Source organism: Desertivirga xinjiangensis (assembly GCF_024436435.1).
GTDB classification, from domain to species: Bacteria; Bacteroidota; Bacteroidia; order Sphingobacteriales; family Sphingobacteriaceae; genus Desertivirga; species Desertivirga xinjiangensis.
Genome location: NZ_JAFMZP010000001.1, coordinates 265563 through 280423, shown reverse-complemented (window position 1 = coordinate 280423; position 14861 = coordinate 265563). Strand labels below are relative to the sequence as shown.

The window sequence follows — 14861 nt, the reverse complement described above, 5'->3', positions numbered from 1 at the left end:
CCTGAACTTGTTTCAGGATCTCTTGTCTAAGTACGACTTCTACACTTCGTTCAAGAGGTGCCGAAATAAATTCGGCATAACGACCGCATCATCATCGCTGGTCACTGTGTGTCCGCGCAAAAAAGACATTAAGATTTTATCCTGCAAAGGATAAGTTTTTCATAGGTAGATGTAACGGCCGGTTTATCCGGCCGTTATTAATATAAACCCTTAATGAATCCCTTTAAACAAGCGGTTCCAGCGAACCTTACTCAAGAAACTGCCATTTTCATCAAGGCTCATCCAGATAAATAAAGCCTTTCCAACGATATGATCCTGTGGCACAAAACCCCAGAACCGTGAATCAAGCGAGTTATCCCTGTTGTCTCCCATCATCCAGAAATAATCCATTCTAAAGGTATAGCTGGCGGAAGCCTTGCCATTAATGATCAGCTGACCGCCTTTTTCTTCCACAGTATTTCCTTCGTAAACCTGGATCGCCCGTTTATATACAGGGATGGTCATACTATCGAGCTTAACAGTCCAGCCCTTTTTCGGAATGATCAGTGGACCAAAATTATCCTGGTTCCATTTAAAATTCGGATTTTGAGGAAAAACTGAAGGATCGTAATCACCTTCAAGCTTTATCAAAGGAATTACCTCCTTCACATTAGCCCACTTCCTGATATCCGCCGCCTGGGCAGCAGTCATGTTAAAATGATACTCATCTGCACTTACCTGGCTGAAACTTATGTTCATATCCTGCAGCGTTTGCGGGTTAAAATCGGTGCCGTTGGACTTAACGTAGTGCATTTTCTGCCCTTCAACAGGGTTCTCTGCGGCTTTACCGTTAACAAAGACCTGTGCATTAACGATTTTTACAGTATCACCGGCAATAGCCACGCAACGTTTTATATAATTCTCGCGTTTATCAACCGGACGTTCAACAATCGTAAAGTTTGGATTTGAGCGCACAGCATCCCTGCCCATTTGCCGCACCAGCTGGTAATAACTTGCCTCTGCCTGAGTCTCCAGTACAACAGTGTCTCCCTCCGGATAGTTAAACACCACAACATCGCCTCTTTCGATCTCCTCGAGTCCAGGCAACCTGCGATATTTTAGCTGTACGCCATCCCAGTAAGCTTTAGTACCTGTAAGCGGCATGGTATGGTGGGCAAAAGGAAAAGCAACCGGTGTCATTGGAACACGACCACCGTAATTTACCTTACTCACGAATAAAAAATCGCCTATCAGTAAGGATTTTTCCATCGACCCGGTAGGTATTGTATAAGCTTCCAGTAAAAAGCTACGGATTAAAGTAGCCGCAACTACTGCAAACACAATGGCGTCAGCCCATTCCCTACCGGCACCCTTCTTATATGGGTTCGCTTTTCTGAACTCTTCAGTGGCCGAAAGACCTAAGTAACGGGTGTCCTTATCAAATCCCCATAGCGGAAACATTACAAACGGGAATATAATGGTCCCTGCATGCTCCCAAAAACCAAACTTTCCAAAGCTCTTCGCAAAATCCAGCATCAAGGCAATTCCTGCGATCACATTGATCACCGGAATAAAGAACAAGATCAGCCACCAGGATGGTCTTCCTGTAAGCTTGATCATAATGTATACGTTATAAAAAGGGACCAGCGCTTCCCAGCCCTTTCTGCCGGCCTTTTCAAATAATTTCCATAACCCGGCAAAGTACAATGCCAGTACAGGCACCAGGTATACCAGCCATCCGTTTTCTGATGTCATTAATTAGTTTATATTAAAATCGAACATATCTTTTACTGAGTAAAAGCCTTTTTTATCTTGTAACCATTCAGCTGCCAATACCGCACCCAGGGCAAAGCCCGCCCGGCTATGCGCGGTATGTTTGAATTCAATATCATCCACTTCCGAACTATAGATCACCGTATGAGTTCCGGGAACTTCTTCAATCCGGTGCGACTCAATAAGCAGCTGCTCAGGTTTTGCAACAACATCTTCACCTTCGCCTACCAGGTCATTTACCCACTCCTTTTTGCTATCCAATCCTTCCAGTATCCCCTCTGCAATGGTAATGGCCGTTCCGCTTGGCGAATCAAGTTTGTGTGTGTGATGAATCTCCTCCACCAGCACATCATACTGCGAATACTTGTTCATGATCTTCGCCAAAACTTTGTTCACCATGAAAAAGACATTAACACCGATACTGAAGTTAGAGCCATAGAGCAAAGTTTTGTTACCACTTTCGCAAGTATTCTTAACAGATTCCAGTTCATCATACCAGCCTGTAGTTCCCACTACAACCGGCAGGTCAGCCTCAAAACACTTACTGATATTATTAAGTACGGAATGCGGAGTGCTGAAGTCTATGGCGGCGTCAGCCTTCTTAAGATTTTCTACTGTTAATTGTCCAAGGGTATTTTCGTCAATTTTAAGAACGATTTCGTGACCGCGATCTATTGCAAATTTTTCAATAATGCGGCCCATTTTTCCATAACCTAAAAGGGCTAATTTCATTGTATGAGCTGATATGAAGTTTGAGTCATTAAATATGAGGCTTTCTCCTGAAATTCAATGGCTCTCATAAAGACAATTTTAGTTTTATCACCGGCATCGGCGAAATATACGCATAAGAAACCTGTGGCTGTACGGATGGATATACTTTTATAGCCAGATCATCACTAACATCAAACCTGAAGAACTTCGCATCAACATACGCGTCGATCAGGTTGATAGCATATAAGGCGCCGCATCCCAGGATACTCAGATCGCGGTTTCGCCTGTAAAAATCTTTAGCTGAAATTAAAGCCTGTTCTTCAAACGGCTCATAATCGGGATTAAGCTTCTCACCATTGTTGGTTCGCCGGTGCTGAAGTTCGCTCAGGATATCCCTATAATACCTTTGGTTAAAGTCAATAGCCAGTGCCAAACTCACAAAACCACCATAAATGATAGGAACTTTCCACCATCGGCCATTCTTTATTTGCCCTAAGCCTGGCAAAATTGCCGACCGCATCACTGCTTGCCTGGGCAGGCGCTCTAAAGCCAGTCGCGCAGAATCTTTAACCACAGCTGGTTTAGCCTCTACTTTTTTTACAGCATTTACCTTAACGGTCGTATCTTTCTTCGGTAAAAATGCTGAATCTGTTTTTAGATCAGGATTTGACATTGCCGAATCCACCTTAACTACCTTCGGGTCTGTTTGTGCAAAAACAGGCAGGTAACCAAAAGCTATCAAAAACAGAATTATACGTAGAGTATACATTACCAGTCTAATAGTTCGAGAATGCGGCTCAAATCTTCTTCCGACATAAACGGAATCTCTATTGCGCCTTTCCCTTTACCCTGCACCTTTAGTTTTACCCGGGTGGCAAACTTTGAAGCAAGATCATCCTGTATCTTTTGATATTGGAAAGACACACTTTCATTTTTCGCCGGGGTGTTTTTCTTGAGTCCAAATTGCTGGATCTCTCGAACCAGCTCTTCAGCCTTACGCACTGATAGTCCTAGCTTAATAATTTCATCGTGAACAAACAGCTGCTTATCCACATCTTCCAGACCTAAAATAGCTTTGGCATGTCCCATAGTGATCTGGGCATCCCTGATAGAAGCCTGAATTGCCGGGGGAAGCTTCAAAAGCCGTAAATAATTTGTCACCGTTGAACGGTTCTTACTTACCCTGTCGCCCAGCTCTTCCTGTTTCAGGTTACACTCATCGATCATACGCTGAAAACTCAAAGCAACTTCTATGGAGTTAAGGTTTTCACGCTGAATATTTTCAATAAGGGCCATCTCCAGCATCTGCTGGTCGTTAGCTGTGCGGATATATGCCGGGATCTCAGTAACACCGGCCAGCTTAGACGCCCTTAACCTTCTCTCTCCGGAGATCAACTGAAAAGAGTTATCACCAACCTTTCTTACGGTGATCGGCTGAATTAAACCCTGAAGTTTTATAGACTCCGAAAGTTCTCTTAAAGCTTCCTGATCAAACTCGGTTCTTGGTTGAAATGGATTTACTTCAACCTGATTTACATTAATATGGCTGATATTGCCAGGAGATACGGAACTTTCTTTTTGAGCCTGTGGCCTTGGAGCTACTGCTGTCTGAACATTTTCCGAGTCATCCAACAACGCACTTAACCCTCTTCCTAATCCTGTTTTTTTCTGGTACGTCGTCATGAATTAACTACCTCTTTATTGCTTTCGTCTTCTTTCACCAATCCATTCTTACGAATGATCTCCCTGGCTAAATTTAAATAGTTGATTGATCCTTTACAATTAGCATCATGCATGATCACCGACACACCGAAGCTCGGAGCCTCACTTAAACGGGTATTCCGCTGAATGATCGTATCAAATACAAGATCCTGAAAATGGGTTTTCACCTCTTCAACCACCTGGTTTGATAAGCGCAAACGCACATCATACATGGTTAATAAGATACCCTCGACTTCCAGATCAGTATTTAAACGGCTTTGAACGATCTTAATTGTGTTTAATAATTTCCCTAATCCCTCCAGCGCAAAGTATTCGCACTGTACCGGGATGATAACCGAGTTGGCTGCCGTTAATGCATTAATGGTAATTAAACCCAAAGATGGAGAGCAATCTATAATTATAAAATCATAATCATCCTTCACCTTATTCAAAACAGCACGCATCTTATATTCCCGGTCAGTCAGGTTGATCATCTCGATCTCGGCACCCACCAGATCAATATGAGCGGGTAACAGGTCGAGGTTTGGAGTATCTGTTTTTTGAATTGCCTCCCTTGGATCAACCTCATTTATGATACACTCATAGATGCTTTCCTTTATCGTCCGCGGATCGAAGCCTATACCGGAGGTTGAATTGGCCTGCGGATCTGCATCAACCAGCAAAGTGCGAAATTCAAGCACAGCCAGACTGGCTGCAAGATTGATGGATGATGTGGTTTTTCCAACTCCGCCCTTTTGGTTGGCTAACGCGATAATCTTACTCATTCCTTATCTCTAATTTTAAACGAACCCTTATTCAGCCGCATTCTTGAACAATTTTAGCTGAATAAATTGCTATTTTTGCTATTCTGAAAGCTTTTTAACAATCGACTAAGATACAAACTTTATATAAATAATCTGAGGCACCCTCTGGGCGTTTTGAACATATTATCCACAAATGACTACAATTATTGCGAGTACGAACAGACCAGGAAGCTATACCTTAAAGCTAGCGGAATACTACCAGCGCAAGCTTGCTAGCTCCGGCGATGTCTCTGAAATACTGTCGCTTGCCGACCTTCCTGAAGGTTTGATACATCCTGAAATGTACGAGAAACACAAGCTGGCAAGCTGGGAACCGATACAGGAGCTGGTATCAGCAACCAACAAGTTCCTATTTATCATCCCTGAATATAACGGCAGCTATCCCGGCATCTTGAAACTCTTTGTTGATGCCTGCAAATATCCTGAAAGCTTCAGCGGTAAAAAAGCAGCCCTGGTAGGAGTATCCACCGGAAAATACGGCAACATAAGAGGCGTTGAACATTTTACAGGAGTTTGCCACTATGTTAACCTCTACGTAATGCCCCTCCGCATCCATATCCCCGCAATCCATAAAGAGTTTGATGAAGACGGGAACCTGTTTCAGCCCGATACGCTGAAATTTACGAACCAGCAGATCGAGAAATTTAAAGAGTTTTGATGGAGGGGGTGTTGAAATACGAGAGTTGAATTATGAGTTATGAATAATGAATAATGAATAATGAACCATGCTCTCCCTGCTCTTCGGAAATTGCATTTCCGAAGCCCTATCGTAGGTTCTCCGAACCGACGACACCACTACTCTAAATCTGTAACAACTGCTTTAACTTCCCATACCCGGTTTTACTTACCGGAAGACTTTCCCCAACCTTTAAAGCAACCTTGTAAGAGTCCTTTTCATACGGGCTTAATCCCGTAATCTGCGCCACCTGCACAATAAACGAACGGTGTACCCGCACAAACTGACCGGCATTCAGGCTCTTTTCAAAGAACTGCATGGTTCTATTCTTTAAAAAGACGCCGCCGGCAGTATGGATCTTTACGTAATCATCGTAGGCCTCCAGATAAAGAACATCTGCCACCGGGATAATTTTTATGGTGCTGCCCGACTTAACCACGATCCTTTCAATCTGAGCCGGACTAGAAGTTTCGAGCAATGCTTCTACCTGCTGTTTCACTTCAACCAGGTTCTTTTGTTGCAGCCACCTCTCAAACGCCTTCCTGAAACGCTCCCTGCCGAAAGGCTTCAACAGATAATCAACAGCATAAGCTTCAAAGGCTTTGATCGCATATTCATCAAAAGCAGATGTAAAAACAACTGCGGGACGGGGATCGATCAGTTCGAGCATTTCGAACCCGGAGATCTTAGGCATCTGGATATCCAGGAAGATTAAGTCTGGTTGATGCAGGGCGATCGCCTTCACCCCTTCGAAACCGTCGCCGCATTCTGCTACCACTTGTATCTCCGGAAAGTCCTCCAGGTATTCCTTCAGAACCTCCCTGGCCAGCGGCTCGTCGTCGATTAGAATTGCCCTTGTCATATTAGCTGAGGTATTTTTACAGAAGTAGTAAAAATACCACTTTCTCCATTAGTTTCAATCAGATCTGTGCGTGCAAATAAAAGATACAACCTCCTCCTGATACCAGCAAGTCCAAATCCCGTCCCGCTGTGAGGGCGGATAGTACTTGCGTCATAAGGATTTCGTATTTCAAGCACCAAATAACCTTTAATACATTTAGCAGAAACAGTAATAACTACCTGGCCCGTGGTATCATACAAGCCGAATTTAATGGCATTTTCCACGATGGGCTGAAGAAGCATTGCCGGCAGTTTCATAACATCGCAGCCATCCTCCTTCGACACTTCCGTGGCAAGCCGGTGTCCAAACCTTACACGCTCTATATCAAGATACAGCTGCAGATGTGCAAGCTCATCCGCCAGGCTTACAAATTCATTTTCTTCCTTTTTAAGAGTACCTCTCAAAAAATCTGAAAGCTGATAGATCATTGTACGAGCTTCTTCAGGCCTCCGGCCTATCAATGCACTGATGGAGTTCAGGCTGTTAAACAGGAAATGAGGCTGTAGTTGCTGGCGTAAGTTGTATAGTTCAGCTTCGCGGGCCAATCGTTCTGCATCCGTTTTACGACGTTCATTATCTTTCTGATCCTGTAAGGTATACCAGAGCATACTTAGTAATGCAATTCCGCCTATAAGAAGAAAACCTACACAAAACCGGATGATGATCGACTTTTCAAATACTCCGTAATAAGCAGCGTCGCCTTTAAACAGGTACAGCAAACAAAAACGGCTGATAAAAACCGACATCGCCGATAGCAGGATACACCAGGCAGCGATGTTTATGTACCGCCCCCGGCCCGGCTGATAGAACCGCAGCGTATTACTCACTATTAAGGAGGCCAGTATCAAAGTTCCCCCTGAGATCAGCGCATCCGCCAGGGCAATCTCCCAACCAAATCCCAGCCAATACAGGGTTGCCGCATGCATTGACATCCACACCAGCCAGGCTGTTGCGTAAACACCGATTACCCTGTACGAAGAAAAAGGAGATGCAGCCACTGTTCTTCTTTATTTAGTAACTCCGGATATCAATTCCTCCAAAAATGGAAGTTCCCTTTATAACCAACACCTTCTCATCCGAGGGGATGGCTCCGGGCATTACAGGCCGCCTGTCTTCAATCCCCCCAAATAAAGCAACCATTTCGGCTGATATCTTCCATTGCTGAGGAACAATGATCTTTGTACCTCCGAAAAGCTGGGTAACGTCTAATATCACTGTTCCATGTATATCCGACTGGATCAGGTTAATTTCTGCCCCGCCCATGATGGTTGTTATTTCGCCTCCGCGGAAGTTTTTGGAAACGATGTTTTTCTTCACGCCGCCAAATACTGATACCGTATCCAGGTAATCTTCCGGTCCTGGATACCCTTCATAACCCGTATAACCTTTATAACGATCATGTTGATCATCATGATCTGATTTCCCGGTAGTATTTCCAGTCGCATCACCAGTTACATTTTCAGTATCAGCCTGTTCAAAATCAAATGCCCTTCCCTCATCCGAAGCTTTAGGTTCGGCGTTAATGCTCATCGTGTCATCCTTGTCGTCATACACGCGCTTGTCCCATTCCTGCTGGTCGGCCTTGTGCTGACCCTTAGGGCCTCCGTTAACAGGCTTGAAATTGTGATGTCTTTTACCCACTATAAGATACAAGCCGATGGCCATGATCACCAGTGGCCAGGCAAAATCATTGAGTTCTATATTTTCGAAAATTTCATCGAGGAGAAATATACCGCCCACCAGTAATAAAATAAATGAGCCGGGGTTTCTAAACCGGTGCTTGCTCCCTGTGATGAGTCCGATCACAATCAGCGCCATTGGCCAGCTGATCACCCAGTCAGGTACAAAAACACCTAACTGCCTCGACAACATAATGAAACCAATAAATAAAAAAATAATCCCTACCCACTTTTTCCCTGATCGCGCTCGCTTCATATGTTCATTTTTGTTCATGTCCGAAATTTAAACCCAAATGTATACGGACTTTGCTTAGCTAACAATAGCAATTAGGCATGAAGGAGCCAAAACCCGGTGAACGCCGGTTTTTCGCCGGTAAAACACTTAGAGGGGATTAGTTGTAGATATTAATATACCTTAAGTATTTCCTAAATATACCTTTGTAACCTGTTCATAAGTTTTTACGTATTGATTAAATTCTTTACACTTTTTCCATCGTGATTAAGAGCCCGCTTAAATATGTATATCTGTATATCTTTATTGGTATATGCTGGATATTAACCAGTGATCAGCTGGTGACATGGCTCGCGGAGTCTACCGGCTTCAAACCCGCTGTTTTACAGGCAGGCAAAGGAGTTTTCTTTGTCCTTTTTACCGGCGCATTGTTGTATTTTGGAGCTCAACGGCAGCAAAAACAATTAAGCCAATCAGAGAAAGAATATAAAAGCCTGTTTTACTCTAATCCTACCCCTCTCTGGATATACGACCAACAAACCTTAGAATTCATTGGTGTAAATGATGCTGCAATTCATGCTTACGGTTATTCGCGCAAAGAGTTTACACAGATGACGGCCGGCGACCACCGCTTGTCGGATGAACCGCTAAAAGGCACCAGTCACTCATATCACGAATCGACCTCTCGGCAGCACATAAAAAAGAATGGTGAGACCATCACCGTTTTGATCACCTCCTATAAATTTCATTTCAAAGGCAGGGAAGCCGTAATGGTTATGCCTGTTGATATCACCGCAACGATTTTACAAGAACAGAAGCTGCAACACGCCTTTCAAACAGAAAAGGATCTGAGGGAGCAACTGCAAGAGAACATGCATATCATAAGCACTTCACTCGAAGAAAAACGAAAGCTGGCGGAAGTGGTGGCCAGGATTAACAACATGGTAGTTATCACTGATCCCTATGGAATGATCGCCTGGGTCAACCAGGCATTTGAAAACTTTACCGGGTATAGCTTGACTGAAGTCATAGGGAGAACACCTGATTTCCTTCATGGCCCTGACACCGATCCCTCCACGCAGGCCTATCTAATGGAGAGTTTGCAAAGAAACGAATTTCCTGTTATTGAAATTATAAATTACACCAAAAGTGGGCATCAGTATTGGGTGGAAATAAGCATCTCGCCGGTTTATAACGAAAACGGAGTTATTGAGCAATATATCTCCATTCAAAACATCATCACGGACCGGAAAGCTAGGGAAAACAAGTTCGCCAGGCAAAACGAGGCACTTAGGAAACTGGCCTGGACCCACTCGCATGCCCTCAGGAAGCCCGTCGCATCTATCTTAGGGCTGGTAGAATTATGCCAAACCACTAACCACGACGAACAGATAAAAGAACTAAACGCTATGATCGGTATTTGTTCCCGCGAGCTGGACTACGTTGTAAAGCAGATCAGCCAGGAAATAAATACCATAGAAAGATCGTAACACTCTGTGCAAAAACTCCACAAGCAAATACAGATTTTGAAAAAAACGCACTTGTCGCAACTCAATTGCGTATTTATACGTAGGCCCCGCAATCTTTTTAAGAAGATATTTGTTCCTTTAAATTAAGAACACCCTAATTATTCCGAATTTTGATTAAAGTAATATTAGCCGAGGACCATATCATTGTCAGGAATGGGATAAAAGCGCTCCTGGAAAGAGATCCTGAGATTGAAGTAATAGCAGAAGCTTCAACGGGAAAGGAGACCCTCGAGAAGATCTCGACCGGATTACAGGCTGATATTATACTTTCGGATGTCAACATGCCCGACCTGGATGGCATCCTGCTAATCCAGGAACTTAAAAAAGTTAAACCCACCTGTAAAATCATCATCCTTTCCATGCTGGATCAGGACAATTATGTACAACAAGCATTCTTATACGGAGCAAGCGGTTACCTGCTGAAAAAGGCGAGTGAAGAAGAGCTGATCTTTGCGATTAAACACGTGATGGCCGGTAATTATTATATCTGCTCCGAAATTTCTATGCGATCCATGGGCCTGGTACCCAATACTGATCCCAAGCCGGAAAGGTCTGACGAGTTAACTTTCGAGATTTCCCAAAGGGAATCTGAAGTTCTGAAACTAATAGCTGAAGGCCTTACAAACAGCGAGATCGGCGAAAAGCTGTTCACCAGCAAGAGGACAGTTGAAGGCTACCGCCAAAGCTTATTGGAAAAAACTGGTGCTAACAATACTGCTACCTTGATTCGTATTGCCATGCAGAAACGAATTATTCAGTAAAGAGCAAGCAGGTAATCGCAACCTGGCTGCTATGTGAGCAAGTACCCGGTACTTCTCCTTACAATTTCCCGTATTTATCCCCTTTACACCCTGTTTTTAAGTAGCTATCTTTGCTTTTCAAATCTATACCATATGAAGACCAATAAGCCAAATTTTGCCGCTTGCTTTCGGGCAGCTGCATGCCCCAAAACGAAACACCCGCTTAAATAATAAACCATTCATCTATCAATAAACAACGCTATGGCAAAGAGAATTTTAGTCGTGGATGACGACATATCTGTTTTGGAAGTGATTGAAGCTGCCCTTAGCTATGAGCACTTCGATGTAAAAACTTTGGGTAGGACCTACAATATCATGAAAACGATAGAAGAATATAAACCTGATATTATCTTGCTCGACTACCTTCTGGATGATATAAACGGAGGAGAATATTGTCACCAGATAAAATCCCATCCGGCTTCAAAACATCTGCCTGTCATAATTATTTCCGCCTATCCCCAGGTATTTGAGTCACTCGGCAACTATGGTTGCGACAGCTTTATTGCCAAGCCATTTGATCTGTCTATCCTCGTTCAAACGATTAATACCTGTTTAGACAAAAAGCAGATCGATTATGCGTAGAGAGGAAAATTATCTTTTACTCAGTTACAGGGATATCCCCGATGTTGATTTCATCTGCCAGTGCGAAACCGGGATGCGCATTAAAGTTTCAGTGAAAGACCGGAATAACGTGTACTTTCTTTCAGCCGGTACTCTTTATGGCATTGCCGAACGTTTTGTCTTTATTTTTGAAAACGTTAGCGCCAGCTTCAGAGAAACCGAAGAAATGCTCAAAGCGATTAACTGGTACCGAAGCTTCAAGGGCTTATACCGCATGGAGATTATGTGTCTTTAGCTAAATTTTATATTAGCTAAAGACACAAGTGGATAGTTTAAGTAACAGAAGTGCCCTTTATTCAACACTTGCAGGCTTCTTTCAACACTCAAATCAGGTTTTTTTAAGCTGCGGCCAACTACAACCTTCTTAAACCCGCTTTTTTGCAGGGTTCACTTCATCGCTGGCAAGGTTTTTTCATAGTCCCTGTTTATAAATCTAAAATCTACAAAATGAAAAAATGGAGTATTGCAGTGATGTTGCTTGCGGGCAGCATCCTGGTTCAATCGTGCAAGGACGATGATGATGACGATTTCAGTATGGACAGACAAATGTTTGTGACACAAGCGTCGAGCGGCAACATGCTGGAGATCCAGGCAGGGCAGCTTGCGATCGAGCAAGGATCTCACCAGGAAGTTAAGAACTACGGACAACATATGGTCACCGATCATACCGCCGCAGGTGCCGAGCTAGCTACATTGGCTTCTGCCAAAAACCTTTCGGTGTCCATGCAGTTGATGGCCAATCATCAACAACAGTTTAACGTGTTGACGCCGCTTACGGGCCCCGCCTTCGATATGGCTTTTGCCGATCTTATGGTAAAGTCTCATCAGGAACAGGTAAACCTGTTTGACATGGCCTCTAAAGAAGTTAATGATGCCGATCTAAGGGATTTTGCCAGGGAGAAACTTCCGGTGCTTAAAGCGCACCTTGAAGAAGCACAGGAATTGAAAGTTACAGTAACACCCTAGTGCTAGAACACCAGTCCTGGGTCAAAGCGCTACGGCTGCTTAACCTTCCAGAACAGTTTTGACACACGCGGCACGCGTGCGCCAGCATGCAAATAAAAACGCTTGCCAGCGCACGCGTGCCGCGTGTGCTAAGACCGCTAACTTGAAATCGTTAAAATCACTCTTCTCTCTCCTCTATAACAGCCTTTTCAAACTCCTCCCCGCCACAATTCGGGCACTTGCTACCATGCTCTTCAGGCTTGCCGCATACCATACAAACAGTAAAATCTGCCACTTTCAGTTCCCTCACAAACTCCTCATCCCAGGGAGGAAGGATACAGACCCCAGGTTTAACCTCTTCCCTGACATCTTCCCTTCTAACGACACTAAAAAAACCGTTTGCCTCCATATAAACACGGCTAACGCTGCCAAGGTGTTTAATACCCTCTGAACGAAGCTGCGCAAACAACCGGTCGCGTGTGATCCTTGTCCGCTGCATAGCATCCATCTTAAGCACCGAATCTTCCAGCAAAATATCCACATCATCCTGTGTCACCTGTTCGAATTTTTGGTTTCTGGAAGCAAAATAGGAGATCAGGCGTTCTACTGATACTACTACAATAGCGATAACCACTGCCGGGAGTATTCCCCTGTCGGGAACCTGTATTGGCACCCCTATAGCCCCAGCAAGGGAGACCATCGCAGCCATTTCAATCCGGCTTAACTGAGAGGCCATCCGGCGCCCCATCAGCCGCATGGATACCAGTAAAATAGCTATGATGATGAGCGTACGGATCAGTATCTCAAAAAAGAACGTTGGCGGAGCCTCACCAAACACAATACGCTGCCAGTCTTCCAGGTGAATCAAATATTTTTTCATCAGGTTTTTTAAATTTATTGAGCACTTTTCAAGAGCTTATCACGAGTTTATCAAAAGCTTATCACAAAAGCTTATCAAAAGTGCTTGTCACAAGGGCTTGTCAAAGTTTATATAATAGCTTTTGCCCACTCATTACCATCACACGATTTGCAATGGTCCGCTTCGTCCGGGTCGCTTTTGGTATAGCCGCAAAGACAACAAGTCATTAAATCACTTTGACCATTCTTTTGCATGGAATCATATTTAGAAGCGTCTGCAGGAGGGAAAACAGATAAGCCCGGCCGCTCCTCATCATAGCGGTAAATACTAAACAACCCGCAGGCTTCATGGTACATCCTTTTAACCGTTCCCAGGTTGTAAATTTCATTTTTTCGAAGTTCTGAAAACACCTGCTGTTTCGAGATCCTTGAACGCTTCATGTTTTTCAGGTTAAGCATCCCATCCTCAACAAGCACGGTGATATCTCCTTGTGTTAACTTTTCGACTTTCTTATGCTTGAATTCCAGAAGGTTCAAACCTCGTTGCACAAGAAGTACAAAAATCAAAATCACAATTCCCTGAAGTATCCCCCTGTCTGGCATCTGCATCGGAACCGACAATATTGCACCGAGGGTTAGCATAACTGCAAGCTCCGAAATGGTTAACACACCTCCCATCCGCTTGCCGATCAAACGGAGGAACACTAATAAAGCCAGGAAGACCACGAGTGTACGAATCAAAACTTCCAGCAAAAACTCGGGCGGTGCCTCGCCAAAAAGGATGCGCTCTATATCACCTAACTTTATATCTTTTTTATCCATTTGGCAAAATTTTATTTATCAACTTTTTACAAAAACATTGACAGATCAAGTATTACATCAAATTTGAGGGGCTTAACCTTACCGGCGAACCTTCAATAAATTGCACCGAATGTGCCTTAGCGTATAAATACGGGACAAAGCTTTTCGGATAAACGTCTTCAAAACGAATAGCGGTATGAAAGGATAAAACCTTGTAACGCTTCCAGCGGGGGTGATCGAGTTTGTATTCCAGAGTCCTCCCGGCATACCACTTATTATATCCCCAATAGTGTTCGGCGATAAATTCATCCAGACTACCTGGCAAGATATCCTCTGCAAACCTTTCGCTCAGCACAGAAGCAGAATTCCATCGATTTTTACACTTAAAACCGTAATCAGCTTTAAGACGCTCCTTGCTTGTAATGCAGGTATGCTTCATGGGCAGACTGGCGTACTTCTCCCTCATCACAGTGTTAGCCAGCGCTTTAAAAAAGGACTTATTTACAAATTCACTGATAAACACTACTCCTCTTTTCCTGGTGTGATTTTCCTCCCTAACCACGTAGAACCGCAGATTGAACTCCTCAAAATACTGATGAAAAGGTAAGGGTATTCCTGAAAGCCTCGTATTCAGGAACTGAAATCCTGCCAGGCTAACCAGGCATTCACCGTCAAACAGATCCAGTTTAGTTCCCCGGGGAATATAAGGCGCTAAGATATCTTCAGGCACCCTGTAATTTACAAACAGTATCTTAAGCCACTCTGCAGAAAGAAACACAGGATTCATGATCATTAAAAACACAACAGCCTGTCTATAGTTCTGTTCTTGCC

At 43.8% G+C, this 14861-nt stretch carries 17 protein-coding genes; 6 read left to right on the top strand and 11 right to left on the bottom strand.

Going from position 1 to position 14861, the window contains the following annotated elements; translation table 11 throughout:
• Window positions 1-210 precede the first annotated feature (210 nt).
• The 5 genes from lepB to J3P37_RS01215 form a co-directional block, all read right to left on the bottom strand.
• Complete coding sequence (gene lepB / locus J3P37_RS01235) at window positions 211-1734, bottom strand: signal peptidase I (protein ID WP_256009167.1); 1524 nt, start codon at window positions 1732-1734, stop codon at window positions 211-213.
• Window positions 1735-1737: 3 nt separating this feature from the next.
• Window positions 1738-2484 (bottom strand): 4-hydroxy-tetrahydrodipicolinate reductase, encoded by a 747-nt coding sequence (gene dapB, locus J3P37_RS01230; protein ID WP_256009166.1) that lies wholly within the window; start codon window positions 2482-2484, stop codon window positions 1738-1740.
• A gap of 64 nt (window positions 2485-2548) precedes the next feature.
• Window positions 2549-3232 (bottom strand): DUF5683 domain-containing protein, encoded by a 684-nt coding sequence (locus J3P37_RS01225; protein WP_256009165.1) that lies wholly within the window; start codon window positions 3230-3232, stop codon window positions 2549-2551.
• Window positions 3232-4146 (bottom strand): ParB/RepB/Spo0J family partition protein, encoded by a 915-nt coding sequence (locus tag J3P37_RS01220; RefSeq protein WP_256009164.1) that lies wholly within the window; start codon window positions 4144-4146, stop codon window positions 3232-3234. The genes J3P37_RS01225 and J3P37_RS01220 overlap by 1 nt, the downstream gene beginning before the upstream one ends.
• Window positions 4143-4949, bottom strand: coding sequence for a ParA family protein (locus tag J3P37_RS01215; protein ID WP_256009163.1), 807 nt, complete (start codon window positions 4947-4949; stop codon window positions 4143-4145). The genes J3P37_RS01220 and J3P37_RS01215 overlap by 4 nt, the downstream gene beginning before the upstream one ends.
• A 172-nt stretch (window positions 4950-5121) precedes the next feature.
• On the opposite strand from J3P37_RS01215, the gene J3P37_RS01210 reads away from it, so the two are divergent.
• Window positions 5122-5646, top strand: coding sequence for an NADPH-dependent FMN reductase (locus J3P37_RS01210; RefSeq protein ID WP_256009162.1), 525 nt, complete (start codon window positions 5122-5124; stop codon window positions 5644-5646).
• A 142-nt stretch (window positions 5647-5788) separates the two neighbouring features.
• Here the strand turns inward: J3P37_RS01210 and J3P37_RS01205 are convergent, their stop codons facing one another.
• From J3P37_RS01205 to J3P37_RS01195, 3 genes are read right to left on the bottom strand one after another with little or no spacing between them, the layout of a single operon-like run.
• Window positions 5789-6526, bottom strand: a complete 738-nt coding sequence (locus J3P37_RS01205; RefSeq protein WP_256009161.1) for a LytR/AlgR family response regulator transcription factor — start codon at window positions 6524-6526, stop codon at window positions 5789-5791.
• Window positions 6523-7563: a sensor histidine kinase gene (locus J3P37_RS01200; RefSeq protein ID WP_256009160.1), complete on the bottom strand. Its 1041-nt coding sequence runs from the start codon at window positions 7561-7563 to the stop codon at window positions 6523-6525. The genes J3P37_RS01205 and J3P37_RS01200 overlap by 4 nt, the downstream gene beginning before the upstream one ends.
• A 13-nt stretch (window positions 7564-7576) precedes the next feature.
• Window positions 7577-8518, bottom strand: coding sequence for a LiaF transmembrane domain-containing protein (locus tag J3P37_RS01195; RefSeq protein ID WP_256009159.1), 942 nt, complete (start codon window positions 8516-8518; stop codon window positions 7577-7579).
• A gap of 221 nt (window positions 8519-8739) precedes the next feature.
• Here J3P37_RS01195 and J3P37_RS01190 point away from each other — a divergent pair, with 221 nt between their 5' ends.
• From J3P37_RS01190 to J3P37_RS01170, 5 genes are all read left to right on the top strand, one after another.
• Window positions 8740-9966 (top strand): PAS domain S-box protein, encoded by a 1227-nt coding sequence (locus J3P37_RS01190; RefSeq protein ID WP_256009158.1) that lies wholly within the window; start codon window positions 8740-8742, stop codon window positions 9964-9966.
• 149 nt (window positions 9967-10115) lie between these two features.
• Window positions 10116-10766 carry a response regulator transcription factor gene (locus J3P37_RS01185; RefSeq protein ID WP_256009157.1) on the top strand — a complete coding sequence of 217 codons (651 nt, stop codon included), beginning with the start codon at window positions 10116-10118 and terminating at the stop codon, window positions 10764-10766.
• A 240-nt stretch (window positions 10767-11006) separates the two neighbouring features.
• Window positions 11007-11387, top strand: coding sequence for a response regulator (locus J3P37_RS01180; RefSeq protein WP_256009156.1), 381 nt, complete (start codon window positions 11007-11009; stop codon window positions 11385-11387).
• On the top strand, window positions 11380-11661 hold the full coding sequence (locus J3P37_RS01175) for a hypothetical protein (RefSeq protein ID WP_256009155.1): 282 nt from the start codon (window positions 11380-11382) through the stop codon (window positions 11659-11661). The genes J3P37_RS01180 and J3P37_RS01175 overlap by 8 nt, the downstream gene beginning before the upstream one ends.
• A gap of 212 nt (window positions 11662-11873) precedes the next feature.
• Window positions 11874-12392: a DUF4142 domain-containing protein gene (locus J3P37_RS01170; protein WP_256009154.1), complete on the top strand. Its 519-nt coding sequence runs from the start codon at window positions 11874-11876 to the stop codon at window positions 12390-12392.
• A 157-nt stretch (window positions 12393-12549) separates the two neighbouring features.
• Here J3P37_RS01170 and J3P37_RS01165 read toward each other — a convergent pair whose 3' ends face one another.
• From J3P37_RS01165 to J3P37_RS01155, 3 genes are all read right to left on the bottom strand, one after another.
• A complete protein-coding gene (locus tag J3P37_RS01165; RefSeq protein WP_256009153.1) occupies window positions 12550-13251 on the bottom strand; it encodes a DUF421 domain-containing protein in 702 nt (233 codons plus the stop codon).
• Between the two features lie 107 nt (window positions 13252-13358).
• Window positions 13359-14051, bottom strand: coding sequence for a DUF421 domain-containing protein (locus tag J3P37_RS01160; RefSeq protein ID WP_256009152.1), 693 nt, complete (start codon window positions 14049-14051; stop codon window positions 13359-13361).
• Window positions 14052-14103: 52 nt separating this feature from the next.
• Window positions 14104-14817 (bottom strand): YqjF family protein, encoded by a 714-nt coding sequence (locus tag J3P37_RS01155; RefSeq protein ID WP_256009151.1) that lies wholly within the window; start codon window positions 14815-14817, stop codon window positions 14104-14106.
• Between the last annotated feature and the right edge of the window lie 44 nt (window positions 14818-14861).